The organism is Empedobacter sp. UBA7494 (genome assembly GCF_002478465.1).
Classification (GTDB): Bacteria; Bacteroidota; Bacteroidia; order Flavobacteriales; family Weeksellaceae; genus Empedobacter; species Empedobacter falsenii_B.
This window is the reverse complement of record NZ_DLOC01000104.1, coordinates 22,347-47,418: the sequence shown is the minus strand read 5'-3', so window position 1 is coordinate 47,418 and position 25,072 is coordinate 22,347. Positions and strand designations below refer to the sequence as shown.

Genomic DNA, 25,072 nt, shown 5'->3' with positions numbered 1-25,072 from the left:
ACTTGACACGAGCTTTTTTTAGTATATTTAATTAACAAATTATTTCATAAAGGAATATCTTTTATGAATTTGTCTATTCAATGTTGTAATTAGTTTATGTAATTCATTCATTAAAAGTTCTGTATCCTCATAAAACTCTTTATTTGATATTTTATTAGATTTAGGAAAACTAAATTCGTACACATTATCTTTTTTTAAATCAGTTATTTTAGACCTATTATCATTTATATCTGGTGAAAACCTATGATTAAAAGCATTCCTGATAACTTTATATGATTCATTAGTTTTTGTACAAAAATTTGAAAAATCTTTTCTAAGATTTTTATCTTTAATTTTAGGAATCAATTTATTAATATAGATATCATTTTCCTTTATTTTTAAATCTTCTATTTCGTTAATAAGTTGAGCAATAATATCTCTTACAGAATAATAATAGTAATAGAAAATTTCATTATAATATTCAAAAAGATATTTATCAATGAATAAATTTTCATTTTTTCTACTTCTGTTATAATGAGTGATTAGATATAAATGACTCTGAGATAGTTTATTTAATCTATTAATAAAACAATTATACCACCAATTAATATCTTCTAAATTTTGAGCTTCTTCAAATGTTAGCTTATAGTTGTGCATCGAAATTAAAGTATGTATATACTCAACTTCTATGGTTTCGAATTTTTTTTACTTTTCTGAATATTGCTTTCTTTCGATTTCATCTGGGTAAGTAAATGATTTTGATTCAAGATAAATTTTATTCATTTAAAATATATTATAAGTTAGATGTTTTAAATGTAGCTCATAATATTTTTATTATCAGTAACCATTTCAAGCTTTTTCGTATTTTTGAGAGATTAAAGTTTAATGATTAGTTAGAAATGAGAAAATTTACTTTACTAATTTGCCTTTGTTTGGTACAATTTGCTTTTGCGCAACGCAAAGGATATTGGCAACAAAAGGTAGATTATAAGATTGATGTTGATATGAAAGAAAAAGCATATCAATACGATGGAAAAATGCAATTGAAATACACGAACAATTCGGGACAAAGCCTGAATAAAGTTTATTTTCATTTGTATTTTAATGCTTTTCAACCAGGAAGTATGATGGATAATCGTTTGCAAAACATTCCAGATCCTGATAAAAGAATGGCAACGAATGTTGGAACAAAAGAAAATCCTAAATATGTTAGCCGTATTTCTGAATTAAAACCAGATCAAATTGGTTACCAAAAAGTGACTTCTCTTAAGCAAGACGGTAAAGCCGTTTCGTATAAAGTTGATGGAACAATCTTAGAAGTTACGTTAGCAAAACCAATTGCAGAAGGACAAACTTCTACTTTCGATATGGTTTGGAATGCGCAAGTTCCTGAACAAATTCGTCGTTCTGGACGTAATTCGAAAGATGGTGTAGAATTTTCTATGGCGCAATGGTATCCAAAAATGGCAGAATTCGATCCAGAAGGTTGGCATTTAGATGAATATGTTGGTCGCGAATTTTTTGCTCCTTTTGGTAATTTTAATGTCACAATTAACATCGATAAAGATTATGTTGTGGGAGCATCAGGAGAATTACAAAATCCAAATAATGTAAAAGGTTATGTGAAAAATCCGACAATCAAAGCAAAAAATGGTAAAGTAGCTTGGAATTTCAAAGCTGAAAATATTCACGATTTTGTTTGGGCTGCAGATAAAGAGTTTATTGTGGAGCACGAAAAATCTAAACATGGCGTAGATGTTTATTTAGTTTATCAAGACAATGATAAATCTTCTGCGTGGAGACAAGCGATGCCTTATGCATTAGGTTTCTTCGATTATAATTCTGAACATTTTGGTGAATATCCTTGGAAAACGTATTCAATTATTCAAGGTGGTGATGGAGGTATGGAATATGGTACTGCAACTTTAATTGCTGGAGGAAGTAATTTAAATAGTTTAATCGGTACAATTTTCCACGAAGCAGCGCACTCTTGGTACCAACAATTGTTTGGAATCAATGAAACGTACAACGAATGGTTCGACGAAGGTTTTACATCATATATAGAGCAAATGGCACACCTTAATGTGGTAGATAAATTAAAAGTAATGCCTTCTAATCCAAATCCAGATGCTTACAAAGGATATATTAGTTTAGCACTTTCAGGAAAAGAAGAACCTGCAAGTTTATTGGCAGATTATTACAACACCAACTATGCATATTCTTTGGAAGCTTACTACAAAGGTCAAGTTTTAGCAATTCAATTGGGTTATATTATTGGGAATGATAATTTGAACAAAACATTTTTAGGATTCTATAAACAATGGAAATTCAAACATCCTTCTGGTAACGATTTCAAACGTGTGGCAGAAGAAGTTTCTGGAATTAATCTTAAATGGTACTTCAACTTATTTATCAATACAACACGCAAAATTGATTACGCTGTAGAAGCTGTAAACGGAAATACAATCACAATTGCAAATAAATCAGATTTTGCAATGCCGATAGATTTATTGGTTGAATATACAGATGGTTCGAAAGAATTATTTTACATTCCTTTACGTGAAATGCGTGGAGAAAAACCAGCAGAAAATTTAGTGGAATATCAAGGTGCTAAAAGAACGATTTTAGAAGATTGGTTCTGGACAAAACCAACATATGACGTTAAAGTTTCAAAAGAAGTTAAACAAGTTACCATCGATCCAACAAAACGTTTGGCAGATGTAAATGATAAAAATAACGTATTTACAAAATAATGTTATTAGCAGTAAATATTGGAAATACTAATCTTCGTTTCGCGGTTTTCAAAAGTGAAACGGAGATTATTACATGGACAATCAATTCAAAACCTTATCGTACCGAATACGAATTTTTTGCAAAATTCTCGAACATGTACGAACCTTTCGGAATTGAGAAATATGATATTACAGATATTGTGATTGGTTCGGTTGTTCCACCACTTACAGCAAGTGTTAAGATTGCTTTACAAAAAATTCACAAGTTCAAACCAATGGTTGTGGATCGTAATACACCATCAGCAATCAAGCATAAGTCAAACCAAATGGGAACAGATTTGTATGCGAATGCAGTGGCTGCACATTATCAAAATTATCAAGGTAAAAAAATTGTCATTGATTTTGGAACTGCGTTAACTTTTTTAGGGATTGACGAATCGGCAAATGTCGGTGGAGTAGTGATTGCTCCTGGAATTATAACTGCCTTAAATTCATTGGTAGGAGAAACGGCTCAATTACCAACAGTAGAACTGAAAGCGCCTAAAACTGTTTTAGGATCTGATACAGAATCTTGCATGCAATCAGGAATGGTTTATGGCTTTTTGAGTATGGTCGAAGGAATGATTGATCGTATCAATGCCGAAGAAGGAGAACAATGTTATGTGATTTCGACAGGAGGAGTTGGCGGTGTTTACAAATCGTTGACAGATAAAATTGATATTGATGATCGTTTACACACAATAAAAGGTCTTAAAATATTATACGAATTGAATAAAGATTCGTTTCAGAAATAAATTTATTTTAGATAAATATGATTAAAAAGCTCGCTAATTGCGAGCTTTTTTCCTTCTATATCAAATCATTTCAAAAAAAATGTTTAATTTTCTGTAACCTTTTTACAAACCTTGAGTCTATTAAGTAAGAAAGCAATTAACACACGTGAAATTATTTGTACTAAATCGAAAAAGTAAAGAAGAAATTTTAGTCGATCGACTAAAAAAGAACGATGCTTTGGCGCAAAAAGAACTCTACGAACAAAGCTCCAAAAAGATGTTGAGCGTTTGTAGAAGCTATATCGAAGACATGCATTATGCAGAAGATTGTATGATTAATGGTTTTTGTAAAGTTTTTAATCATATCGAAAAATTTCAAAATAAAGGAAGTTTCGAAGGTTGGATGCGTCGAATCATGGTCAACGAATGTTTAACTTTTTTACGTGCAAATAAAACATTGATTTATGTTGATGATGTAAGAGTTTCTAATTATGATGAAGCGGATGAAGAAGTAGAGGAAACGTGGTTAAATTTTAATGTGCAAGAGGTGTTAGATCAACTTTCAGAACCTTATCGATTGGTGTTTAATCTTCATATTCTCGAAGATTATTCGCATCAAGAAATTTCAGAAATGCTGAATATTTCGGTGTCGACCAGCAAAACGCAATTGTTTCGAGCAAAGGCAAAACTGAAAGAAATTGTTCTAAGTAAAAAGAAAATGACAAATGAAAAACAACGATAAAATATCAAACTATATAAAAGACGATTTAGAAAATCGTGAATTGAATCCTTCTCATGATGCGTGGGACAGAATTCAAGCTCGTATGGATGTCGCTCCATCACCACAAAAATCAAATTTTAAATGGTGGTTGTCTGCTGCGGTTGTGGCGTTATTTACGGTTTCTACATCAATTTATTTATTCTCGAATCAATCGAAAGATGATCGACCAAAAGAATTTGTAAATCATCAGGAACAAAATAATCCGCAAGAAATTCAATCAGATTCTAATACAGTTCATTCTTCAGAATCGATTTTAGCAAATAATGAAAAGATTGATTCTTCTAAAAAAGAAGTTGAAATTCAGACGCAAGAAGAGAAGAAACCAATTCAACATGGTAAAGTTCAAGTGGCAATAAACGAAGAATCTCAACAAGTTGAAATGGCTTTTCCAACGAAGAAAGAAGCTATTGTAGAGAAGAAAGAAGAGTTAAAATCAGAAGCTCAACCAAAGAAAAATATTGCAGCTAACACAACATTAGATTCTGTAAAAGTGAACAAAAAGAAGAAGAATTTTGTAGATCCAAATATGTTGTTGTATTCGATCGAAAATAAAGAAAATCTAAAGGAGTCAAACCAATCGCGCGTGGTTTCTATCGGCTTCAAATAAAACATTAATATCCCTAAATTAGCAAGATTATGATAAAAAAACTTATCGTAGCAGGATTATTATGCTTATCAGCTACATCACTATATGCTCAAAAATTTACATTTGATTTGAATGATAAAAATGAAGAAAAAATCAGTCCAATTGTAAAAGATCGCATCAGCGAATTTACGTTAGTGATTCGTCAAATTGTTCAGGAAGAAAAATCTGCAATGGAAAAGAAAATTGCGGCAGTTGACAAAGAATTAACAGAAGGAAAACTGAATGCTTCTGAGGCTACAGCGAAGAAAGAAGCGATTGCGAGCGTGTATTCGGGAACGATAAATGATCGTATTCAGGAGGTAAATTTCAATTTAGATGATATCATCAAACAACAAGTTGCATTTTCGATTATGAACGGCGAAGATCCAATTACGCCAAAAACGAAACAAGATGTGACGAAACGTTACCGAATTGCGAATCAAATTAACGGTTATGCTTCTTTTGGATACATGGCGTTTACAGGAAAAAAAGACGAAGAATTGAACAAACATGAGAAGTTTTCGAGCAATTTAACAGCAGGTTTAATGTACGAAAGACAATTATCGTTAACAAGTCCTGTTAACTTTTTGGCAGGAGGGTTATTTTCGTGGAGAACGTATCGCATCGACGATGATATGCGCTTTAATCGTGATGAAAATGGAAATGTTGGTTTGGTAAAAAGTGATAAATCGTTAGATAAATCGAAATTGCGTTCGGCTTATTTTATGGTTCCGGTTGGATTTAAATACAACTTTTCGAAAGTCAAAAATATTACCGAAGATTTTGCATATCGTCCGCAAGGAAAACACTATATCGCAGCGTATATGTATGGAGGAACGTTGTTATCATCGAATAATATTTACAAAGGAGATGGTGTTCGCAACAAAGAACGTGGAAACTATAATGTGAATAATTTTATTTACGGAGCCGAAATAACAATTGGTTTAGGATTGATTGATGTCTTTGTTAGAAAAGATTTGAACAACTATTTTAAAGATAACACATTCGATAATCGTAAAATGATTCAGTTTGGCATAAATCTTGGAATATAAGAAATATCTCAATCATAGTTTTAGTATTGAAATTTTATAACATAACATTTTTAAAATATAATGAACCTCAGATTTATCTGAGGTTTTTTATTTGTAGAAAAATTTTCTAAATCTGTTCAAAAAATTGTAAATTAGTACAAATCCAAGCAGATGGTAAAATCTAAACTTAGTTGGCATACACTTCTTCTCGTCATCATTTTTCTATTATTAATGATGATTAACTTTACGTTTGTCAAAGCTTTTTGGTTTGGAGGAAATTTTTGGATAGACGAACCTTTTTTGCGCATTGGCGTTTTCATGATTTCTTTACTTGCATCGATGTCAATTTTATATGATTTAACGTTTAATTTGACCTTATTTACGTTAAAAGAAGAAACGTTCGAAATCAGAACAATTTTCAAAAAAGATGAAATTCCATATCGAGCAATTTATTATTTGTACGAAGAAGAAGATATTTTTCGCTTGAATCGCAATCAAATTCTAACTATTCAAACCAAAAAATCAAAGTTCAGATTACGAAGTTTTTTTGATTCAAATTATGATCAAGTAAAAACTAAACTAACCGAAAAAGCAGAACAATACGTTAATTTATTGGCTTAATGGGTATCGAAAAATCAACTATAAAAGCTGATGTTGCGATAAGATGGACAATATTAATTGTGTTGTCTATATTTTGTATTGTAAAAATTATTAGAGAAAGAAAAGAATTATCTCAAAGAACTTATTATTTAAGTACAGCTCCAAAAATAGATAAACAAGAAGATAACTCTCTTTATCAAATATATTATTACTGGAGGGATCCTGTATACAAATACGATTCAACATTTTTAAAAGTGAATTATAATAAAACAGATGCAGTTTATTATGCTGAATTAATTCAAAAACTGCAAAAAAATAATATTGAAAAATCTGGAGTAAAATTCAAACTAAATAATAAAAATACTTTTTCTGACATTACGAATATGTTTCAAATACTTGAGAATGTAAATCAAAGAATATTTATCTTCAATTTTGAAGATGATTATTTATATGTTCTAAAATCCAATTCAGATTCTGATAAAATCAAAATGATAGAAACCCAATTATAAATTAAAAAACGTCGCTCATAGAGCGACGTTTTAATTATTACTATTATTTTTTAAGTAAATCAAAATGTTTTGTATTAGGACTAAAATTGCAAGCGACGTAAAAAACATAAAGCCAACATAAATGGCAACTTGTTTGTCTTGACCAATTTTTATGAAGATAAAATAAGCCAAAAGCGTTCCCATGATTTGCATCAAAACGGCGCGCCAAGCAATTTTTTTTACAACAGTAGCATCTTTGGTTCTAAATCCAGCAATTCCTTGATAAATTGTCGGAAATATCAACATAATAAATGCGATTATTTTTAGAGGTGTTTCCATTTATACTTTTATTTCTTTCTGCATTTGTTCTACAACTTCGTAAGTCGCAGGACAAATTAGTGTGTTTTTTATGGTAAGATGATTAATTTGATAAAACTTTTTGCGATCTGTATGTGGATATTCACGGCAAGCTTTCGGGCGATCTTCGTAAACCAAACAATAATTTTCACTATCCAAAAACGGACAAGGAACTTGCTGCAAAACGTAGTCGTTATCTTCATCAATTCGTAAATATTTATCAATAAATTGACTTGGTTTGATTCGAAAAACATGCGCTAAACGCTCAATATCTTTTTGTGTAAAAAGTGGACCAGTTGTTTTGCAACAATTCGCGCAAGAAAGACAATCAATACGATTGAAAACATCTTCGTGAATTTCTTCCATTTTCTGATCCAAGTTTTTAGGCGGTTTCTTCTTCAACTTCTCCAAAAACTTTTTGTGTTCGCGTTGTTTTTCTTTTGCTTTCGCAAAATATTCTTCTAAGAAATGATCTCCCATTTTTCTATCTCTCCTTCTTTTACTTCAAAAATCTCCGCGCAATCAACCATTTTAAGGTTTTCAAATTGTTTGAATCGCTCAGGATCTCTTTGTTCTAACTTCTTTAATAAATGGTTGAATTCATATTGCATTTGACCTGTTGTAACCTCAATTTTAATCTTTGTAAAATCAGAATCAATTTTATTTCGGTCAAAATTATATCCTCGTCTTGTGGCTTCGTCCCAAACTTCTGCTAAATATTGATTAATCGCTTCAAGCGGTTTTTCAATTGCTTTGAAACGAGTTAATTGCGGATGATTTTTATAACCTTTTGTATTGCCTTCCAAAACATTTTTTGCCAAAAGCGTTTCGCGCCAAAGTGCTACAATTCCTTTTGCATCGAGATATTTCGGATGAACAGACCAAATTCGCATGAATAAAATATTTAATCTAATTTAGATAACACTTTATAAACTCCATGATGCTCAATATCTCTAACTTTTGCAACGTAAGAAATATTATCATTTTCGAAATTCGTTAATTCTAAAATCATTTTTTCTCCTATTGGAAAAGGAAAATTTTTATCTGTAACTTCAATAATTTCTAAAGTAATAACACACGGATTTACTTTATTGTAATCAATCTTAGATTTAATATATTCAGATTTATTTTCTGATGTAAATTCTGTGTGATATTTCTTATCAAATACTATTTTAGAATATTGATTATCTGAAATTTTATCAATTACAATTATATTCTTAAAATCATCACAAGTTTTTGCTATTTGTGCTTGACAATAATTTATCATTACAAATACTATTATGAATAAGTTTGATTTTAAAAAGTTCATTTTTATTTCTCTTTTTTGATCTCTTCTACATTTTTTACACCACGTAATCTGCAAAACTCTTCGATAACATTGTGATGAGAAACCGTTTTATCTTTAAAATAATTGACAAAATATTTCTTTTCTTCTACAGTTGCTTCTAACTGATTCAAGATATTCATTAAGTGCATTTTCATGTGACCTTTCTGAATTCCAGTTGTAACCAAAGAACGTAATGCACCAAAGTTTTGCGCTAAACCAGCAACAGCAACAAATCCCATCAATTCTTTAGCATTCGGTTTCCCAAGAATTCCCATTGCTAATTTTACTAACGGATGCAAAGCTGTCAATCCACCAATTGTACCAAGCGCAGTTGGTAAATCAATCCAAAAACGGAAAATTCCATCTTTCACTTCGCAATGCGTTAATGAAGAATACTGTCCATCTTTCGCCGCATATGTATGCGCACAAGCTTCTACAGCACGGAAATCGTTACCTGTTGCAATCACAACCGCATCAATTCCGTTCATAATTCCTTTGTTGTGTGTTGTTGCACGATATGGTTCTATTTCTGCAATGCGAACAGCGCGCGAAAACTTTTCTACAAACTCTTCTGACGTTACATTTCCTTCTGCTAATTGCTCAACAGGACAAGAAACCTCTGCACGAACAATACAATCTGGCGTATAATTCGATAAAATACACATCACGATTTGAACAGAATCTTTTTCATCATCTGTAAAAGTAGAATCAGCTTCTATCTCGTTGCGTAATGTTTTGGCAAATTGCTCTAAACAAGAATTGATAAAGTTTGCACCCATCGAATCCATTGTTTCGAAAGACGCTTTTATTTGATAATAGTTTTCTAAATCAGCAGTTTTATCAATTAATTCCAAAGCTAAAATACCACCACCACGCGCACGCATGTTTTTTGTGATATCATTTGTCGTTTCGATTAATTGATTTTTAATCGTTGTTTCAAATGCATTTTGCAACTTTTCTTTGTCACCTTCGTACATAAAATGAACGTGACCTAATTTTGTTGTGGATAAAATAGTTGTTTTGAAACCACCACGTGTTTGCCAAAACTTTGCAGCCTTAGAAGCTGCAGCAACAACAGACGACTCTTCAACAGCCATAGGAATGGCATATAATTCGTCGTTGATTAAAAAGTTTGGTGCTAAACCAAACGGCATATAGAAATTAGAAACTGTATTTTCTGAAAACTCGTCGTGCAGTTTTTGTAAATCTGCATCATCATTCCAATATTGTTTCAATACTTTGATGGCAGATTCATCACCATTCAAATATTCATTGACAACCCATTCAATTTTTCCTTCTTTCGATAATTTCGAAAAACCTTCTACTGCTTGATGCTTCATATTGGATATTTTTTTATAAGACAAAAGTACAAACGTTTTGAATGTTATAAGATACTTCTTCTGTTTTTTGATTAATTTTTAACGATTTAGTAGAGTAGAGGATTTGGTTAAACACAATAAATATAGAATTAGTTATTGTACTATAACTTTTTGAAGAAAATATCCACTTCAAAATTGATATTCTAAAATATAAAAAACACCTTTTACTTAACATAAAAGGTGTTATAGATTTAAAATAATATCAACTATTTTTTAATAAATTTTTGTGTGTATTTATTTTCTAATTTAAGTATATAAATTCCTTTTGTTAAATTAGAAACATCAATATCTTGTTTGGTACTTCCTTTTAATATTGTTTTTCCTAATAAATCATAAATTGTATATCGTGTTCTTTTTGAAAGATTAGAAACAGAAAGTAGATTAACTACAGGATTTGGAAATAAATGAATATTATTTTTATTAACATCTGAAATAGCTAATTTACTTAAATCAACTTTAAACAAGATTTTCTTATAATCCAACTCTTCTCCTTCTTTGTAAAGTTCGTAGCGAGCTAAAACATAGACGTTTTCATCATCATCGGAAGGGATAATATTTGTTATATATGTATCATCTCCTTTATAAATAAAAGGCTCATTAACAATTATATTCGGATTACTATTCGTGATTTTTAAATCTAAATAAGATAAATATGAATAATTTTCAAAATCTGCGAATAATTTATCATCCTTTATTGAAATATTATTTGAATAAATATACCTGTTCTGAATTAATGTTCTATTAAATTTTTCAGTATCATATTTCCATATTTTACTATCTTCTATTTCATCTCCAATTACGACATGTTCAGATAAATAAATTTCGTTTTCTTTCATTATTAAGTCATGTACATAATCATAACTTTGTATCAATGTTTTAGTGTTTTTCACTAAATCATGTATGTAAAAATCACCTCTATTATATTCAAAATCGTTTTCATCAATCACATTCGATATTTGACTTTCAATTATATACAATTCATCATTATTAATTGCAAAAAGTTGAGGGTATTGTAAGTTATTTCTTACAACTGTCAATTGATTGTTTTCCAAATTTAACACAGAAATTTTCCCTGTGTTTGGTTTAAATGTAGCATCTGAAAATTGTGAAAAATATAGTTTATCTCCTACTACACTAATATCAGATACATAAGGAGTGTTATCTAATATAATTTCTATAGGAGAACTATTGATTTTTGTATTTACCCTTATTATTTTGCCTTCATGCATTAATCCATAGTATATATATCCCTTATGATAAACAGCAGTTTCATCCCAAGATTCATCTCTATTTAGTATACTTAGGTTATCATTAATCATAACAGGTTTTAATTGTGCTTGCAAGAAACTTATAAAGAAAATTGCAAAAAAAAGTAAAGTTTTTTTCATATATATTATTTTAATCTTTTTTTACTTTTCTTTAGAAAAACATTTAATTCTAATCCAATATAATCTCCAGGTATTTTTACTTTTCCACGTGAAGTAGGATTATTCTCTAAATTATCATAGATATATTCTCCCTCTAAATAATTTCTAAAATCATTTTTATAAATTAATCCAAGTTGAATTAATGTAATTTTATTTTTCCAGTATATACTTGGACTTAAGCGTAATGTAGGAGTGAAACTTGTGTTTTTATCATTGTTTAATCTTAAGCCAAAAATCTCAGTACGTTCATTCTTGGTTTCATCTGTATAAGAATAGACATACTCAATAAAAGTGCTTTTATAAAACATTAATTCTGTTCCTAAACCAAATGATAAAATAAATTTATCATTTAATCTGATCTTATATTCAGCTGTGACAGGGATATTTAAATAAGAAAAATTCTTCCAGCTTTTAGTTTGTTCTTCTCCTTCAAGCCATTCAAATTCTTTAGGGACATCTCCTTTTTTTATTTCATGTATAATTTTGTATGAAGGAATACTTTCTGTAGACAATCCTATCCTTGCCGAAATTTTATCTTTTGGATTTATAGTATAAACCAAACCAAATTTATAGGAAAAAGTATTGAGACCTTCTATTGTTCTATTTCCAATTGTAGGCTCACTTATTGCTTTAGAATAAACTGTTGGAGTAAATTGTAAACCTAGTTTCTTATAATTTCCTAAATCTTCAAAAGGTTTTTGAGAGAAAATAGTTATAGGAATTAAAAATAATAATATTTTATTCATAATAAAAAACCCAAAACCGAAGCTTTGGGATATATATATTTACCAATTTAACTTTCTTTCATGTACTCCTGCAGGAGATTGATATGTAGCAATCAACCCTTCATTCTTCTTAACAGCATACTGTCTATTATCAAGTCCTTTATTTAATTTATTATTATCAACACCTAAATCAACTTTAGATAACGTGTTTTTTTTATTTTCAATATCAGAAGAGTTAATATCATCTTGACATGAAATAAAAGAGATAGATGTTAATAGCGTAAAGAACGCTACAGTAAGATAGGTCTTTTTCATTTTAATTCATAATAATTTGTTAATAATAACAAATAAAATAAAAAAAAATAAAATAATTGTAAAAAAAGCAAATTAAATAATAGACAAAAATAACTTAGTTGATTATAAATGTTTATATTAATACATGTCTTGGAGTTAGAAAAATATTAGTTGATATCAAGTATAAACAATTTATGTGTAATTGATTAACTAATTATAGTTTTTCAATAGTGTTTTTAGGTGTTTTTTTATTATGTTTTTTTTTAAAATGATTTAATTCCTATAAGTACTAGTATTATAAAAGTTGAACAGACGTAATCATTATCAAAGGTTTTATATACATTATTAGTGATAGCCAAAAATCAGTTATTAAACATAATTGTTTTATATATAATTAAGATCAACATATACGAAAAGTAACTTCTACTAAACATAATGATTATTATACACCTCTTTTAAATGGCTTAAAACTTTGATATTGTGAGAGTGCAGTTTTGAATAAACAAGTTTGTAATTTAAAATGCTCTGAAAGAAGCATTTAATCGTTGAGTGAAGGTATTCATATCAGACAAAATTATTTTTCTTTCGTACTAATTTTTTACTGCAACGTTATTATTTTTTTTATAACTCTCTACAGAGTTTATTCGTGTTTTCTTCGACCGTTCTTCGACCATTGTCCTCGCAAAGGTGCATTTTTCCGCAAGTTCGTCGAAGGACGGTCGAACAAAGGTCGAACGATGGTCGAACAAGAGTAAAATGAGCTATTTTTCGATATGATGTGAAACATAGATATACAGAGGTTTGTATAGGAGTTTCAATTAACTAAAACATATTGTTGATAAAAATACTGGAGGACAGAAGTGGACAAATGTGGACAAAACCGGACATTTGTGGTCACTTTTTGTGAAAAATGTAATTTGTATTGTTTAAATGATTATATTACAAATATTTGATTATTTTAAATTGTTTTGATTGAATTAATAATATTCTTGATAAAAATGATGAAATACGATTATCTGTAAATTGTTTAAAATATAAAATAGTGAAGAGTTTTTCGTTTATATGAACGATTATAATGGATTATTCGAGGAAATGTGTTATTTGAGAAAATAGAATTGTTTATATTTGATTGTTTGAACTCACATGATTAGAAAATTAATATGAAAAAATTTATTTTAAGTTTGGCTATCCTTGCGATGGGTGCTTATTCTTATGCACAACAAATAACCATTGAAGGGATATATGGCGGAAAATACCGCGAAAATTCTTTGTACGGTGTGAACTCATTGAACGATGGAGAAAATTATACTATTCTGACAAAAGACGGATTGGTAAAACGTTCGTATGAATCGACATTGAAAAAAGGTCAGACTTCTGATGTAGTTGTCGTTCCTGGAAAGTTTGAAGGTTATGAATTTAGTTCTGATGAGCGTTACGTTTTATTGCAAACTAATTCGCACCAAATTTATCGCCATTCGTTTACAGCAAAGTTTGAAGTGTATGATACACAAACAAAATCGAAAGTATTGTTATTTGATGGAAAAGGAATTCAAGAGCCTTTGTTTTCGCCAGATGCTTCTAAGGTAGCTTTTGCTTTTGAGAATAATTTATACATTCAAGACTTAAAATCGAACAAGGTAATTCAAGTTACAACGGATGGTAAAAAGAATAATATTATCAACGGGATCAACGATTGGGTTTATGAAGAAGAGTTTGGTTTCGTAAGAAATTTTGATTGGAATGCTGATGGAACGTCTTTGGCTTATGTTCGTTTTGACGAATCGAAAGTCAAAGAAATTAATATTCCGATTTACCACAATAATCTTTATCCACAAGAATTACGTTACAAATATCCAAAAGCAGGACAAGACAATTCGGAAGTTTCGTTACATGTTTTTGATACGAAGAATAACTCAACTGCAAATGTTAATTTAGGCGGAGTTCAGAATTATTACATTCCGAAAATTAAGTTCTCTTCAAAAGCGAATTTATTAACGGTTGTAACGTCTAACCGTCATCAAAATAATGTAGATGTTTCGTTTTATGATATCAACACGAAAAAAGTAAATAAATTATTTACTGAAACAAATAAAGCGTGGATAGAAACGGATAATTTAACATTAGAATTTTTAGCAGATAATTCGTTCTTATGGACTTCTGAGCGCGATGGAAATAACCATATTTACCATTATGCAGATAGCGGAAAGCTAATTAACCAAGTGACGAAAGGAGATTGGGAGGTAACGAATTACTATGGGTATAATCCTGGTAATAAAACACTTTATTATCAATCAAACTCAAATAATGGAAAACGTATTTCGACAGAAAGACAAATTTCTTCGGTTAGTTTAGATGGTAAGAAAACAACAATGTTGACGAAAAATAATGGAACAAATTCGGCTGCTTTCAGTAAGAATTTTACGTATTTCATTAATACTTTTTCGAATACAACAACTCCAAAAACAATTAGTTTGGTTGAATCTAAATCTGGAAAAGATTTGGGTGTTATCGTTGACAATACTTCTTTAAAAGATAAATTGACTACAGATAATATTGGAACAAAAGAATTATTTGTGTTGAAAACGACAGCAGGAAACGAATTAAATGCTTACGTAATCAAACCAAAAAACTTTGATCCAACCAAAAAATATCCAGTTTTGATGTATCAATATTCTGGACCAGGTTCTCAGAATGTAAATAATGCGTATTTCAACTCAAATGATTATTGGCACATGATGTTGGCACAAGAAGGTTATATCGTTTTCTGTGTTGACGGTCGTGGAACGGGATACAAAGGAGAAGATTTCAAGAAGCAAACGTATTTACAATTAGGAAAATATGAGGTAGAAGATCAAATTGCTGCGGCAAAAGAAATTGGTAAATTACCTTATGTGGACAAATCTCGTATCGGAATTTGGGGTTGGTCTTATGGAGGATTCATGGCTTCGAATGTATTATTCAAAGGAAATGATGTGTTCAAAGCGGCGATTGCTGTTGCTCCTGTAACAAACTGGCGTTATTATGACTCTGTTTATACAGAGCGTTTTATGCGTACACCAGAAGAAAATGCATCTGGTTATGATGACAATTCACCAATTAATTATGCAAACGAGTTGAAAGGTAATTTCTTATTAATTTCTGGTTCTGCTGATGATAATGTGCATCCACAAAACACATTCGAATTATCAGAAGCTTTGGTACAAGCGAACAAAGATTTTGATATGGCCATTTATACAGATAAAGATCACGGGATTTATGGTGGAAACACGCGTATTCAGCTTTACCGTAAAATGACAAACTTTATCAAGAAGAATTTGTAAGAAAAAAGCTGTATTTATTAGAATACGCCAATGAATAAGATGAAACATTATTCAAATTGACAAAAATCATACATTAAATAAAAAAAACCTCTGCATTGTCGGAGGTTTTTTTTACTTTCGTTGATTGCTAATAAAATCTAAAGGATATATTAGTGCATAGTTAAAAAATCATGAGTCAAAAATTAACGTTGGATCAAATACAAAACTTTGAAGGAAAATATCCCAAACAGCTTTGGTATTTGTTTACGATAGAAATGTGGGAACGTTTTTGTTTCTACGGTATGAGAGGTGTTTTAGCAATTTTTATGACAGACCAACTAGGTCTTTTAGAAAAAGATGCTAATTTGAAATATGGCGCAATACAAGCATTTATTTATGCATTTACATTTATTGGAGGTATTTTCGCTGATAAAATATTAGGTTTCAAAAAGTCTTTAGTTTTTGGAGGTCTTTTTATGGTCATCGGAAATTTAATCATTGCCTATGATCCTCATACAATGTTTTATGTAGGAATTACCTGCACCATTATAGGAACAGGTTTTTTTAAACCCAATATATCATCAATGGTAGGTGAATTGTATAAAGAAGGAGATGTAAGACGTGATGCAGGTTATGGAATGTTTTATGCCGGAATAAATATAGGAGGTCTTTTAGGAGGTGCTTTGTGTGTTTATTTGGGAAAATATTACTCTTGGAGTTTATGTTTCTTAGCAGCAGCAATTGTAATGGTGATTGGTTTGATAACTTATTTTGCTACTAAAAAAAGTTTAGAACCTATAGGAAACACTCCATTAGAAAAAGATAGTATACAAAAAAGGACTTTTAAAGAAACAGCTGTTTACGTTGGTGCAATAGTTATATTACCTTTAATATATTTCTTAATTCATAGAAGTGATTTAACTGATTATTTTATGTACGGAATTGGTATTGCTGCGCTTTTGTATTTAGGATTCGAGATATTAAAATTAAATAATAGTTATAAGAAAAAAGTTTTAGCAGCTTTTATTTTTATTGTTATGTATTTGATTTTTAATGTTATTTATGAACAAAGTGGAGGTTCTTTATCTCTTTTCGCAAAAGATAACTTAGTACATAATTTACTATTCTTCGAAATTGATCCAAATATTATTAATAATAGTGCTAATTCATTTTTTATAATCATAGTAAGTCCATTAGCAGGATTGTTATGGATATGGTTAGCTAAAAAGAAAATAGAACCTAATACAATTATTAAATTCGGAATAGGGTTTTTATTCTTATCATTAGGATTCTTTTTATTTTATTCTTTACGATTCTTTGTAAACGATACAGGACAATCATCTCTTAATTTATTCACTTTTACTTGGCTAGTAATTACTCTAGGAGAGTTATGTTTAGGTCCAATCGGTATGTCAATTATTACGAAGCTATCTCCTCAAAAACTATTTGGAATGATGATGGGGATGTGGTTTTTAGCAAGTGCTTTTGGTCAGTTTTTTGCAGGGAAAATTGGAGCAGAAATGTCTGAAGCAAATACAGGAGGAACTTTAATGTCAAAATTGATTGCCTATACTGATGGCTACAAAGATTTGGGAATATACGCTTTAATTGCAGGTGTATTATTAATCGCTTTATCCCCATTAATTCGCAAATTAATGCAAGACGTAAAATAACTTTTAAGAAATACTTTTAACAAACAAACATGAGTTCAAAATCAGAAAATTTCTTTGATTCAAAAGTACTTGGGCATCCGTCAGGGTTGTTCGTGCTTTTCTTTACAGAGATGTGGGAGCGTTTTTCATTCTACGGAATGCGCGTTTTATTAATTCAGTTTTTAACAGCTGCAGTTATTGGGTTAAATCCAGGTTGGGAATGGTCTATAGAAAAAGCAACTGCTTTATATGGAACATACGCAATGTTATTATACATTACGCCCATCTTTGGAGGTATTATTGCCGATAAATACATAGGTTATAGATGGGCAGTTGTAATTGGTGCGATTATTATGACTCTTGGTCATGCATTCATGGCTTTTGATACACCTATCTTTTTATATTTAGGATTGGCGTGTTTGGTTATTGGAACAGGATTCTTTAAACCAAATATGACATCTATCTTATCAGAAATGTACAAAGACTTTCCTGAGAAAAAGGATGGTGCTTATACAATTTTCTACATGGGAGTTAACGCTGGTGCATTCTTCGGAATGATGTTGTGTGGATTCTTAGCAGAAAAAGTAGGATGGCACTGGGGATTTGGTTTAGCTGGAATCTTCATGTTATTAGGAACATTACAGTTCTGGTTAGCAAAACCATTATTTGGGTATATCGGTGAGGTTCCTTCAAAAACAGGAAATCAAATTACTGCTGATGATGATACACCAAAATACGAACCAGGAGAAAAACCAAATCCTTTTACAGTATTAGATCAAGTATTGATCGTTATTATGACGCTTTTAGGATTAGGATATGCGTTCAATGATCCGTTAAATGCAATTGGTGGAATTAACTTATTCCCATTCTCTATCGGAGGATTATCAGGACAAAATGTCGTTATTTTAGTAGCATTATTCTTGTTCTTCTTTGTGGTAATTCGTCGTTTGGCAAATTATACAAAAGTGGTTCGTGATCGTATGATTGCGGTAATTATTTTTGCTTTCTTCGTTATCTTCTTCTGGATGTCTTTCGAACAAGGAGCTACATCATTAGTAATCTTTGCGCGTGATAATACAGAACGTAACTTAATTGGAGGTGCTGCAATGGCATTCAACGTTTTCAATACATTATTAACAGTTGTTCCATTATTGTTCATCTCGTATGTATTGATTTTATTAGCAAAACAAACATTTAAAAAAGCGGCTTTATCTAATGTTGTTTTAGCGTTTACTTTCTTAGGAATTTGGGCTGCTGCAATTTGGATGTTAAACTATAACTGGACTTCTCACTCTTACGATGTTTCTTACCAAGCAATTGAAACGGCTAAATTAGACGACGCTGGTAAACAAGTGATGAACGAAGAAGGACAACCTGTTTTTGATAAAACACCAGTTACGGCTTCTTATGTGGCAAACTCTACAGATAAAATTGTAACTGAAACAATTAATTTAGCTTCTCAAGACGCTTTAACAAAAGGATCTGATATTAATATTCACAAAGAAGGAGATAAATTTGTATTAGTCTCTCCAGAAAGTTTAGTGAAATTAGATACTGAATATAAAAATCAAAATAAACCATCTGAAGTTGTTCCTGCGAAAGTAGCAGAGATTAAAGATTCTCAAGTAGAAATTACCGTTTCTTGGTTCTCTACATTAAACTCTTTCTTCATCATTGCATTAGCTTCGTTAGTTTCTCGTGTTTGGGATTCTAAATACAACCCATCAGCTTCTGTAAAATATGGTTTAGGATTAATCATTATGGCAATCGGATTCGGATTCTTAGCTTTCGGTTCTTACGGAATTTCAGAAGGTGTTAGAGTTTCTATCATCTGGTTAGTATTAGCTTATTTATTCCATACATTGGGCGAACTCTGCTTATCTCCAGTTGGACTTTCGTACGTATCGAAATTAGTTCCAGCACGTATGATTGCATTTATGTTCGGAATGTGGTACCTTGCAATTGCAATTGGTAACAAATTGGCAGCCATTTTAGGAGGTCAAATCGAAAATATTACCAAAGAATATTCGTTATCAACTTTCTTCTTAATCTTTACAATTGTACCAATTGTAGCAGGTTTAATCGTTATCGCATTAAATCCAGTCATGAAAAAATTGATGCACGGAGTTAAATAATAAAGATTGAAATTTATGAAATCAAGCTTAGCAATCGCTGCCCTAATTTTATCATCATTTCTTTTTGGACAAGAAATTAAATGGTTATCATTAGACGAAGCAACAAAGGAAATGAAAGCACATCCAGAAAAACCTGTATTGATTAATTTTTATACAACTTGGTGTGGATTCTGTAAGCGTTTGGACAAAGAAACTTTTACAGATAATAAAGTCGCAGATTATGTAAACAAAAATTACATTGCGGTAAAATTTGATGCGGAAACAAAGGATATGGTAAAATTTATGGGAATTCAGTACACCTATATTGCACCTGCTAAAGCGAATTACATGGCGTATGCCTTTACAAACGGACAATTGAGCTATCCTGCAACTGTTTTGATGAACGGAAAAGGAGATGTTAACAAAATTGTTTTGGGCTATCGTAATTCAACAGATTTCATAAACGATATCAAAATTTAATCGAGAAATAACCTTGTTGAGAGGTTTTCCATAAAACAGAATCAGAAGTTTCTTCAAGTTCTCTAACAATAGAAGGGTAGTTGCTGGCATCAGCAATTACCCTTTTTAAATTTTCATTATTTTCGAAAGAATAAAACTTCGATTGATGAATTAACACATAAAAAGGAGTATCAGAATGTTCTTCATTTAATAAAAGGTTAAATGACTTCGTTTCAATAGAATTTGGATGTTTGATAAAATGTTGATGTTTAAAGTTAGAATCATAAGAGTAGAAACTAACATCTTTTATTCTTTCGTGGATTTTATAAGGTTTGATAGTAAAATTATATGTTTTTTCATCCAAAGGATTTTCGCTTAGAATTGCTAAACTTCGTTGATTTCTTATGCCGATAATACTATTCTTGTATTGATTAAAAACAATTAATTCATTCGAATGATTGAGTTGATAAACTTGATAATATCGTTCAGATTCCATTAGAAATAAAGAAATTAAACAAACAAATAATGCTAGTTTAGATTTTTTTAGGAATAAAGGTTTCGATGCATATAAAATAACGCCAATCAAAATCGCGGTAAATAAACTGATGTAAACATCTTTCGCAATAAACTTGAAGTTTGCTAACCAATAAATATATTGATTTGAATAATAAATAAAATGATTGAAAATCCACGTATAGATTGGAATATTAAGATCAAAAATGATGAGAAGAATGCTAATTATACCGCCACAAATCATAAAAAAGGAAGCAGGAATCAAGACTAAATTTCCAAATAAAAACAATCCTGAAAATTGATTAAAATACAAGACCGAAATTGGTAAAGTTCCTAATTGAGCAGATAAACTTGTTTCAATCATAATCTTGATTTTCTTCAGGAAACTATTTTTAACTTTCCAATAATACTCAAAAATTGGATTGAGCCAAACAATGAAAAAGACCGCTGAAAAACTCAATTGAAAGCCAACATCAAACAAATAATTAGGTTGAAAAACTAGAATGATAAAAGCAGAAAGTGAAAGTGTGTGGAAAATATTTTTTGGTCGGTTGAGTAATTCGCTAATATAATAAATGGTAATCATCAACGCAGAACGAAAAACTGGCGGTTGTAATTCGACATAAAAAGCAAAGATCCAGATAAATATTAAGCTAATAATTATTCTAATTTTCCGACCTTGTTTTAGCTTTAATAATGGTTGTAAAATGAATTGTAAAATCATGTAAATCATCATCACATGTAAACCAGAAATGGATAAAATATGCACAACTCCTGTTGCTACATAACTTTGATTGAGTTCTTGCGAGAGCTCCGTTCTATCACCCAAAAGCATAGACGAAATAATCGCTCTACTTTCAAGGGAATAACCTTGTTCTGTTAGTTCTTTTCGAATCTTGACTTTCGATTTGGCAACCCAATTTCGAAATCCATTTCCTTCTTTGTGAATAGAAATAATTTCATTTGTAAAGATTTGAGAATAAATTCGTTTTCTGTTTAAGAAACGTTTATAATCAAATTGATATGGATTTAACGGTTTTTGGATTTCTCTTTTTTCTCCTAAAATTATGATTTCATCATTGGGATATAAAATTTGTTGTTGAGGTTTGATATGAAGTAAAATTTGCTCAGTCGTTTCAATATCTTTTACAACGTAATTGGTATATTTTTCGGTAGAATTAGAACTATAAACGACTTTTAGTAAATGAATTTTCGAAACAGATTCGAAATCAATTTTTGAATGTCTATTATAATTTTGATGAATATAATAGCCTAAAATCATCGAAATACCTAAAAAAGTGATTATATTTTGACGATTATTATTTTTTAACAAAGAGATAAAAAGTAAAGTAATTAATGAAAAAAATATAATTCGTAAATTTGTAGCAGGAATTAATAATTCGGATAAAATTATTCCGATTGAGAAACAAATTGTTAGGGTAAAAAAGAGATACTTTTTCATCCTAATAATTTATAAATTTTTTTACAAATAGCAGGTTTTAATTATTTGTAAATGAATTGATTAAAAAAATAAAAAAAATGAAGAAGATTCTTATATTAATTGTGTTATTTTTTACTCAAATGGCAATGGCTCAAATCGATGTAAAACTATCAATCACAAACCTTAAGAAAATGAAAGGAAATTTGGCTATAGAGTTTTATAGAAATGTAGAAAATTATACAAAAGGTCAAAATGCATTCAAAAAATTGTACGTTCCAGTTGCTGATATAGACAAGTATGAAACGTTTTTTAAAGATATTGAGCCAACATTTTATGCGGTAAAAGTGTATTTGGATACGAACAATAATAAACAGCTTGATAAAAGTTTTTTGGGTGTGCGTAAAGAACCGTATGGTTTTTCTAAGAATTTAGATCCTATTTTGCGTGAGCCAACTTTTGAGGAAGCTAAAGTGGAAATGACTGAAGAAAATAATACAATTCTAATCAAACTAAACAATAACAAAGGCGAAGAATAATCTTCGTTTTTTTTTGTTAAAATTTAATTGAAAAACCTAAATTCAATCCTAATAAAGAAGGATTTTTAGCATCTACATTTTTCAATGGATTTAGCATATATCTATAATTTGGTTCCAAATTTATACTTGATTTATTTGATAAATTATATTCTAACTTAACCCCTGCGTTAGCGCTATAACTCGAATTATTTAAGTTATTTGCTTCGCCTAATTTATAATTTGATCTTGTATTAGTATCAGCCAATGAAATAGAATTTTTCGTTACAGCATAATAACTTCCTCCCGCTATTGCTAGAATATTGAATTTATCAAAACTTGCCAATTTATATTCAACTTCTAATGGAACTTCGATATAATGAACTTTTTGTTCCATAGTATTGGTTTCAGAAGACAACATGGTCATTGTCGTATGTGATGTATTATCATCTACAACTCGAATATTCGAATGATATGTGATATTGTTCGATGATTTTGGCATGTTTGCAGAAAGTGCATAAACACCTGTATTGATTCCCGAATTTATATTGGTTGTATTTTGTTCCAACTCAACTTTTGAAATTCCCGAACGGACATTTATCTTATCATTTATACGGACAGAAATCTTTGCACCGTAAGTGACAGTCAAATTGTTTTTGATAGTATGATCGTTAAATTCATCCGCTAAAATAGATTTAGAATCTAACATTTTTGTAGGATTGATGTACGAAGAGATCGTCAGAAGTGGAGATTTCTGTTTGATTTCTACTTTCTCTTTTTTCTTCTTTTTTTCTTCTTGAAGAACTAATTCTAATGGTTTTTCCTCTAAAATGTTAAGTTTAACTTCTTTCTCAGAAACTTCATTTTTTGGAGTATTTATAGAATTATTTTGAACAAAATTATCTTTTTGAGTTGAACTTGTTTTACCTAATTCTTGTGTTTTATCTTCTTTTTGATTTGGAATTATATTCGAAAATAAAGATGATTCTCCAATTATATTTTCAAAATATGAACTTGAACTTTGAATTATCTTTTGATTTGATTCAGTCGATTTTTTTACAGAAGAAACAATCTTATTATCAAAAGACTTTTCATTTGTATGTTCAATATTATTCCAATCTTTTTTGGTGGATTCTTTAGATGTCGATTTCGTTTTTACAACTTCATTAGTCGGAGTATGATTAACGTTAACCGCATCATTTTGATTAAAATAATAAATAGAAATTCCCGCAACTAAACACGCTGCTGTAGAACCAATCCAATAAAATAAAGGAATGATGCGTTTTTTCTTTTCTTTCTCGTCTAATTTCTCTTGAATATTTTTCCAAGCATCCAAAGGAGGAAGTTGTGGTTGCGAGAGTTTATCTTTAATATGTTGATCAAATTTGTTCATCTTTTGTGACAGTTTTTAATTGATTGAGTTTTTGTTTTAATAAATTTCGTGCTCTTGATAAGTTTGATTTTGAAGTTCCAACCGAAATGGTCAGCATTTCTGCAATTTCTTGGTGCGAATATTCTTCAAAAACGTAGAGGTTAAAAACTTGCCTATATTGTGGTGGAAGATTATGAACGGCTTCTAACAACTGTTGATAATCAAAATCTTCTTCAACTTCGTCGTCATCTTCTTGTGTTATAATGAGATTTTCGAAATCTTCAAAAGGTAAATTATTCTTCTTTTTTAGTTTTTCTAAATTAAGATTTACCATTATCCGTTTCATCCAACCTTCAAAAGATCCTTCGAACTTGAATTGATTTATTTTATTGAAGATATGAATAAAACCCTCTTGAAAAATATCTTGCGCATCTTCGTGATTTTCGGCATAACGAAGACAGATCGAGAACAAAACAGACGAAAACTCAATATAAATTTCTTCTTGAGCTTTTCTATTTTGTTCTTGACATTGCTTGATTAAAATTTCAAGAGAGTCACTATTCAAAACTTATTGGACTTTATTTTTCTTTGATATTTAACACAATTGAGTCATAAATTGGTTCAGTTGAATTTGGTTTATTTCCCGTCCAAAATCTTAATGTGTACTCACCAGCTTCTTTAGGTGTAAACTTCAAAGTTTTTGTTTCGTACGAAGTATCTTGCGTGCAGTTTCCATTACTTTGACTTGCATAAACACCAATGTTGTGTTTAAAAGTTGTACTTCCTTGTAAAGAGCTAAATTGAATAAAATTTTGACAAGAATTTGTTTTTTCGTACGTTACTCGAATATTTGTAGTTTTTCCTACTGGCTGAATAGAGTCTTCATGAACATTAATTGCCGTTGTTGCTAAAAAACCATAATTCATATAATCTGAGTCATCATTATTTAAACAACTAAATGTTGATAAACCTAAAATACCTACCAAAGCAAACATGCTTAATCTTTTCATTAATTTCATTGTATGAGTTTTAATCGTTATAAAAATAAGATATAGATTTTAGAAAAGGTTGCGTGAAAGAATAAGAAATTAACATATAGAATAAGAAATCCCCTTGAAAATCAAGAGGATTACCTTTGTTAGAATAGGTGTAAACTTTAATTAAGTCAATCCTGAAACATTTTAATAATTAG

At 30.0% G+C, this 25,072-nt stretch carries 25 protein-coding genes; 12 read left to right on the top strand and 13 right to left on the bottom strand.

Going from position 1 to position 25,072, the window contains the following annotated elements; translation table 11 throughout:
- Positions 1-39 precede the first annotated feature (39 nt).
- Positions 40-636: a Cthe_2314 family HEPN domain-containing protein gene (locus B4E95_RS12735; protein WP_291091846.1), complete on the bottom strand. Its 597-nt coding sequence runs from the start codon at positions 634-636 to the stop codon at positions 40-42.
- A 242-nt stretch (positions 637-878) separates the two neighbouring features.
- Between B4E95_RS12735 and B4E95_RS12730 the strand changes: the two genes are divergently transcribed.
- The 7 genes from B4E95_RS12730 (at position 879) to B4E95_RS12700 (ending at position 7,030) form a co-directional block, all read left to right on the top strand.
- Positions 879-2,732: a M1 family metallopeptidase gene (locus B4E95_RS12730; protein WP_291091844.1), complete on the top strand. Its 1,854-nt coding sequence runs from the start codon at positions 879-881 to the stop codon at positions 2,730-2,732.
- Complete coding sequence (locus B4E95_RS12725) at positions 2,732-3,505, top strand: type III pantothenate kinase (protein ID WP_280036254.1); 774 nt, start codon at positions 2,732-2,734, stop codon at positions 3,503-3,505. The genes B4E95_RS12730 and B4E95_RS12725 overlap by 1 nt, the downstream gene beginning before the upstream one ends.
- 145 nt (positions 3,506-3,650) lie before the next feature.
- On the top strand, positions 3,651-4,226 hold the full coding sequence (locus tag B4E95_RS12720; RefSeq protein WP_115002302.1) for an RNA polymerase sigma factor: 576 nt from the start codon (positions 3,651-3,653) through the stop codon (positions 4,224-4,226).
- Positions 4,210-4,872, top strand: a complete 663-nt coding sequence (locus B4E95_RS12715) for a hypothetical protein (protein ID WP_291091843.1) — start codon at positions 4,210-4,212, stop codon at positions 4,870-4,872. The genes B4E95_RS12720 and B4E95_RS12715 overlap by 17 nt, the downstream gene beginning before the upstream one ends.
- Before the next feature lie 29 nt (positions 4,873-4,901).
- A complete protein-coding gene (locus B4E95_RS12710) occupies positions 4,902-5,942 on the top strand; it encodes a PorT family protein (RefSeq protein WP_291091841.1) in 1,041 nt (346 codons plus the stop codon).
- A 150-nt stretch (positions 5,943-6,092) separates the two neighbouring features.
- Entirely contained in the window at positions 6,093-6,542 is a 450-nt protein-coding gene (locus B4E95_RS12705; RefSeq protein WP_291091839.1) for a hypothetical protein, read from the top strand.
- Complete coding sequence (locus B4E95_RS12700) at positions 6,542-7,030, top strand: hypothetical protein (RefSeq protein WP_221854702.1); 489 nt, start codon at positions 6,542-6,544, stop codon at positions 7,028-7,030. Before B4E95_RS12705 ends, B4E95_RS12700 begins: the two co-directional genes overlap by 1 nt.
- Before the next feature lie 30 nt (positions 7,031-7,060).
- Here B4E95_RS12700 and B4E95_RS12695 read toward each other — a convergent pair whose 3' ends face one another.
- From B4E95_RS12695 to B4E95_RS12660, 8 genes are all read right to left on the bottom strand, one after another.
- A complete protein-coding gene (locus B4E95_RS12695; RefSeq protein WP_125348911.1) occupies positions 7,061-7,348 on the bottom strand; it encodes a hypothetical protein in 288 nt (95 codons plus the stop codon).
- A complete protein-coding gene (locus tag B4E95_RS12690; RefSeq protein ID WP_171623750.1) occupies positions 7,349-7,846 on the bottom strand; it encodes a YkgJ family cysteine cluster protein in 498 nt (165 codons plus the stop codon).
- A complete protein-coding gene (locus tag B4E95_RS12685) occupies positions 7,828-8,259 on the bottom strand; it encodes a pyrimidine dimer DNA glycosylase/endonuclease V (protein WP_171623749.1) in 432 nt (143 codons plus the stop codon). The genes B4E95_RS12690 and B4E95_RS12685 overlap by 19 nt, the downstream gene beginning before the upstream one ends.
- A gap of 11 nt (positions 8,260-8,270) precedes the next feature.
- On the bottom strand, positions 8,271-8,633 hold the full coding sequence (locus B4E95_RS12680) for a hypothetical protein (RefSeq protein WP_286494965.1): 363 nt from the start codon (positions 8,631-8,633) through the stop codon (positions 8,271-8,273).
- A gap of 44 nt (positions 8,634-8,677) precedes the next feature.
- Complete coding sequence (locus B4E95_RS12675; protein ID WP_291091835.1) at positions 8,678-10,033, bottom strand: hydroxymethylglutaryl-CoA reductase, degradative; 1,356 nt, start codon at positions 10,031-10,033, stop codon at positions 8,678-8,680.
- Between the two features lie 245 nt (positions 10,034-10,278).
- Positions 10,279-11,460, bottom strand: a complete 1,182-nt coding sequence (locus B4E95_RS12670) for a T9SS type A sorting domain-containing protein (RefSeq protein ID WP_291091833.1) — start codon at positions 11,458-11,460, stop codon at positions 10,279-10,281.
- A 5-nt stretch (positions 11,461-11,465) separates the two neighbouring features.
- Positions 11,466-12,245: a hypothetical protein gene (locus B4E95_RS12665; protein WP_291091831.1), complete on the bottom strand. Its 780-nt coding sequence runs from the start codon at positions 12,243-12,245 to the stop codon at positions 11,466-11,468.
- A 39-nt stretch (positions 12,246-12,284) separates the two neighbouring features.
- Complete coding sequence (locus tag B4E95_RS12660; RefSeq protein WP_291091830.1) at positions 12,285-12,539, bottom strand: hypothetical protein; 255 nt, start codon at positions 12,537-12,539, stop codon at positions 12,285-12,287.
- A gap of 1,139 nt (positions 12,540-13,678) precedes the next feature.
- Here B4E95_RS12660 and B4E95_RS12655 point away from each other — a divergent pair.
- The 4 genes from B4E95_RS12655 to B4E95_RS12640 all read left to right on the top strand — a co-directional run bounded on the left by B4E95_RS12655 (position 13,679) and on the right by B4E95_RS12640 (position 20,063).
- On the top strand, positions 13,679-15,838 hold the full coding sequence (locus B4E95_RS12655; RefSeq protein ID WP_291091828.1) for a S9 family peptidase: 2,160 nt from the start codon (positions 13,679-13,681) through the stop codon (positions 15,836-15,838).
- 170 nt (positions 15,839-16,008) lie between these two features.
- Positions 16,009-17,490: a peptide MFS transporter gene (locus tag B4E95_RS12650; protein WP_291059789.1), complete on the top strand. Its 1,482-nt coding sequence runs from the start codon at positions 16,009-16,011 to the stop codon at positions 17,488-17,490.
- A gap of 29 nt (positions 17,491-17,519) precedes the next feature.
- Complete coding sequence (locus B4E95_RS12645; protein WP_291051849.1) at positions 17,520-19,604, top strand: peptide MFS transporter; 2,085 nt, start codon at positions 17,520-17,522, stop codon at positions 19,602-19,604.
- A gap of 15 nt (positions 19,605-19,619) precedes the next feature.
- Positions 19,620-20,063: a thioredoxin family protein gene (locus tag B4E95_RS12640; protein WP_291069059.1), complete on the top strand. Its 444-nt coding sequence runs from the start codon at positions 19,620-19,622 to the stop codon at positions 20,061-20,063.
- On the opposite strand, the gene B4E95_RS12635 is transcribed toward B4E95_RS12640, so the two are convergent.
- A complete protein-coding gene (locus tag B4E95_RS12635) occupies positions 20,053-22,017 on the bottom strand; it encodes a ComEC/Rec2 family competence protein (RefSeq protein WP_291091827.1) in 1,965 nt (654 codons plus the stop codon). The genes B4E95_RS12640 and B4E95_RS12635 overlap by 11 nt on opposite strands.
- A gap of 77 nt (positions 22,018-22,094) precedes the next feature.
- Between B4E95_RS12635 and B4E95_RS12630 the strand changes: the two genes are divergently transcribed.
- Positions 22,095-22,532 (top strand): DUF2141 domain-containing protein, encoded by a 438-nt coding sequence (locus B4E95_RS12630; RefSeq protein ID WP_291091825.1) that lies wholly within the window; start codon positions 22,095-22,097, stop codon positions 22,530-22,532.
- Positions 22,533-22,548: 16 nt separating this feature from the next.
- Here the strand turns inward: B4E95_RS12630 and B4E95_RS12625 are convergent, their stop codons facing one another.
- From B4E95_RS12625 to B4E95_RS12615, 3 genes are read right to left on the bottom strand one after another with little or no spacing between them, the layout of a single operon-like run.
- Positions 22,549-23,901, bottom strand: coding sequence for a hypothetical protein (locus B4E95_RS12625; RefSeq protein WP_291091824.1), 1,353 nt, complete (start codon positions 23,899-23,901; stop codon positions 22,549-22,551).
- Entirely contained in the window at positions 23,888-24,445 is a 558-nt protein-coding gene (locus B4E95_RS12620; RefSeq protein WP_291091822.1) for an RNA polymerase sigma factor, read from the bottom strand. The genes B4E95_RS12625 and B4E95_RS12620 overlap by 14 nt, the downstream gene beginning before the upstream one ends.
- A 13-nt stretch (positions 24,446-24,458) precedes the next feature.
- Positions 24,459-24,899, bottom strand: a complete 441-nt coding sequence (locus B4E95_RS12615; protein WP_291091820.1) for a hypothetical protein — start codon at positions 24,897-24,899, stop codon at positions 24,459-24,461.
- Between the last annotated feature and the right edge of the window lie 173 nt (positions 24,900-25,072).

What these genes read in the sequence shown, in the direction of transcription:
- B4E95_RS12670 (WP_291091833.1), bottom strand. Translation starts at nt 11,460, where the DNA reads ATGAAAAAAACTTTACTTTTTTTTGCAATTTTCTTTATAAGTTTCTTG.
- B4E95_RS12705 (WP_291091839.1), top strand. Translation starts at nt 6,093, where the DNA reads ATGGTAAAATCTAAACTTAGTTGGCATACACTTCTTCTCGTCATCATT.
- B4E95_RS12660 (WP_291091830.1), bottom strand. Translation starts at nt 12,539, where the DNA reads ATGAAAAAGACCTATCTTACTGTAGCGTTCTTTACGCTATTAACATCT.
- B4E95_RS12630 (WP_291091825.1), top strand. Translation starts at nt 22,095, where the DNA reads ATGAAGAAGATTCTTATATTAATTGTGTTATTTTTTACTCAAATGGCA.
- B4E95_RS12700 (WP_221854702.1), top strand. Translation starts at nt 6,542, where the DNA reads ATGGGTATCGAAAAATCAACTATAAAAGCTGATGTTGCGATAAGATGG.
- B4E95_RS12715 (WP_291091843.1), top strand. Translation starts at nt 4,210, where the DNA reads ATGAAAAACAACGATAAAATATCAAACTATATAAAAGACGATTTAGAA.
- B4E95_RS12730 (WP_291091844.1), top strand. Translation starts at nt 879, where the DNA reads ATGAGAAAATTTACTTTACTAATTTGCCTTTGTTTGGTACAATTTGCT.
- B4E95_RS12650 (WP_291059789.1), top strand. Translation starts at nt 16,009, where the DNA reads ATGAGTCAAAAATTAACGTTGGATCAAATACAAAACTTTGAAGGAAAA.
- B4E95_RS12655 (WP_291091828.1), top strand. Translation starts at nt 13,679, where the DNA reads ATGAAAAAATTTATTTTAAGTTTGGCTATCCTTGCGATGGGTGCTTAT.
- B4E95_RS12645 (WP_291051849.1), top strand. Translation starts at nt 17,520, where the DNA reads ATGAGTTCAAAATCAGAAAATTTCTTTGATTCAAAAGTACTTGGGCAT.
- B4E95_RS12680 (WP_286494965.1), bottom strand. Translation starts at nt 8,633, where the DNA reads ATGATAAATTATTGTCAAGCACAAATAGCAAAAACTTGTGATGATTTT.
- B4E95_RS12725 (WP_280036254.1), top strand. Translation starts at nt 2,732, where the DNA reads ATGTTATTAGCAGTAAATATTGGAAATACTAATCTTCGTTTCGCGGTT.
- B4E95_RS12640 (WP_291069059.1), top strand. Translation starts at nt 19,620, where the DNA reads ATGAAATCAAGCTTAGCAATCGCTGCCCTAATTTTATCATCATTTCTT.
- B4E95_RS12710 (WP_291091841.1), top strand. Translation starts at nt 4,902, where the DNA reads ATGATAAAAAAACTTATCGTAGCAGGATTATTATGCTTATCAGCTACA.
- B4E95_RS12625 (WP_291091824.1), bottom strand. Translation starts at nt 23,901, where the DNA reads ATGAACAAATTTGATCAACATATTAAAGATAAACTCTCGCAACCACAA.
- B4E95_RS12735 (WP_291091846.1), bottom strand. Translation starts at nt 636, where the DNA reads ATGCACAACTATAAGCTAACATTTGAAGAAGCTCAAAATTTAGAAGAT.
- B4E95_RS12615 (WP_291091820.1), bottom strand. Translation starts at nt 24,899, where the DNA reads ATGAAATTAATGAAAAGATTAAGCATGTTTGCTTTGGTAGGTATTTTA.
- B4E95_RS12675 (WP_291091835.1), bottom strand. Translation starts at nt 10,033, where the DNA reads ATGAAGCATCAAGCAGTAGAAGGTTTTTCGAAATTATCGAAAGAAGGA.
- B4E95_RS12665 (WP_291091831.1), bottom strand. Translation starts at nt 12,245, where the DNA reads ATGAATAAAATATTATTATTTTTAATTCCTATAACTATTTTCTCTCAA.
- B4E95_RS12635 (WP_291091827.1), bottom strand. Translation starts at nt 22,017, where the DNA reads ATGAAAAAGTATCTCTTTTTTACCCTAACAATTTGTTTCTCAATCGGA.
- B4E95_RS12685 (WP_171623749.1), bottom strand. Translation starts at nt 8,259, where the DNA reads ATGCGAATTTGGTCTGTTCATCCGAAATATCTCGATGCAAAAGGAATT.
- B4E95_RS12690 (WP_171623750.1), bottom strand. Translation starts at nt 7,846, where the DNA reads ATGGGAGATCATTTCTTAGAAGAATATTTTGCGAAAGCAAAAGAAAAA.
- B4E95_RS12695 (WP_125348911.1), bottom strand. Translation starts at nt 7,348, where the DNA reads ATGGAAACACCTCTAAAAATAATCGCATTTATTATGTTGATATTTCCG.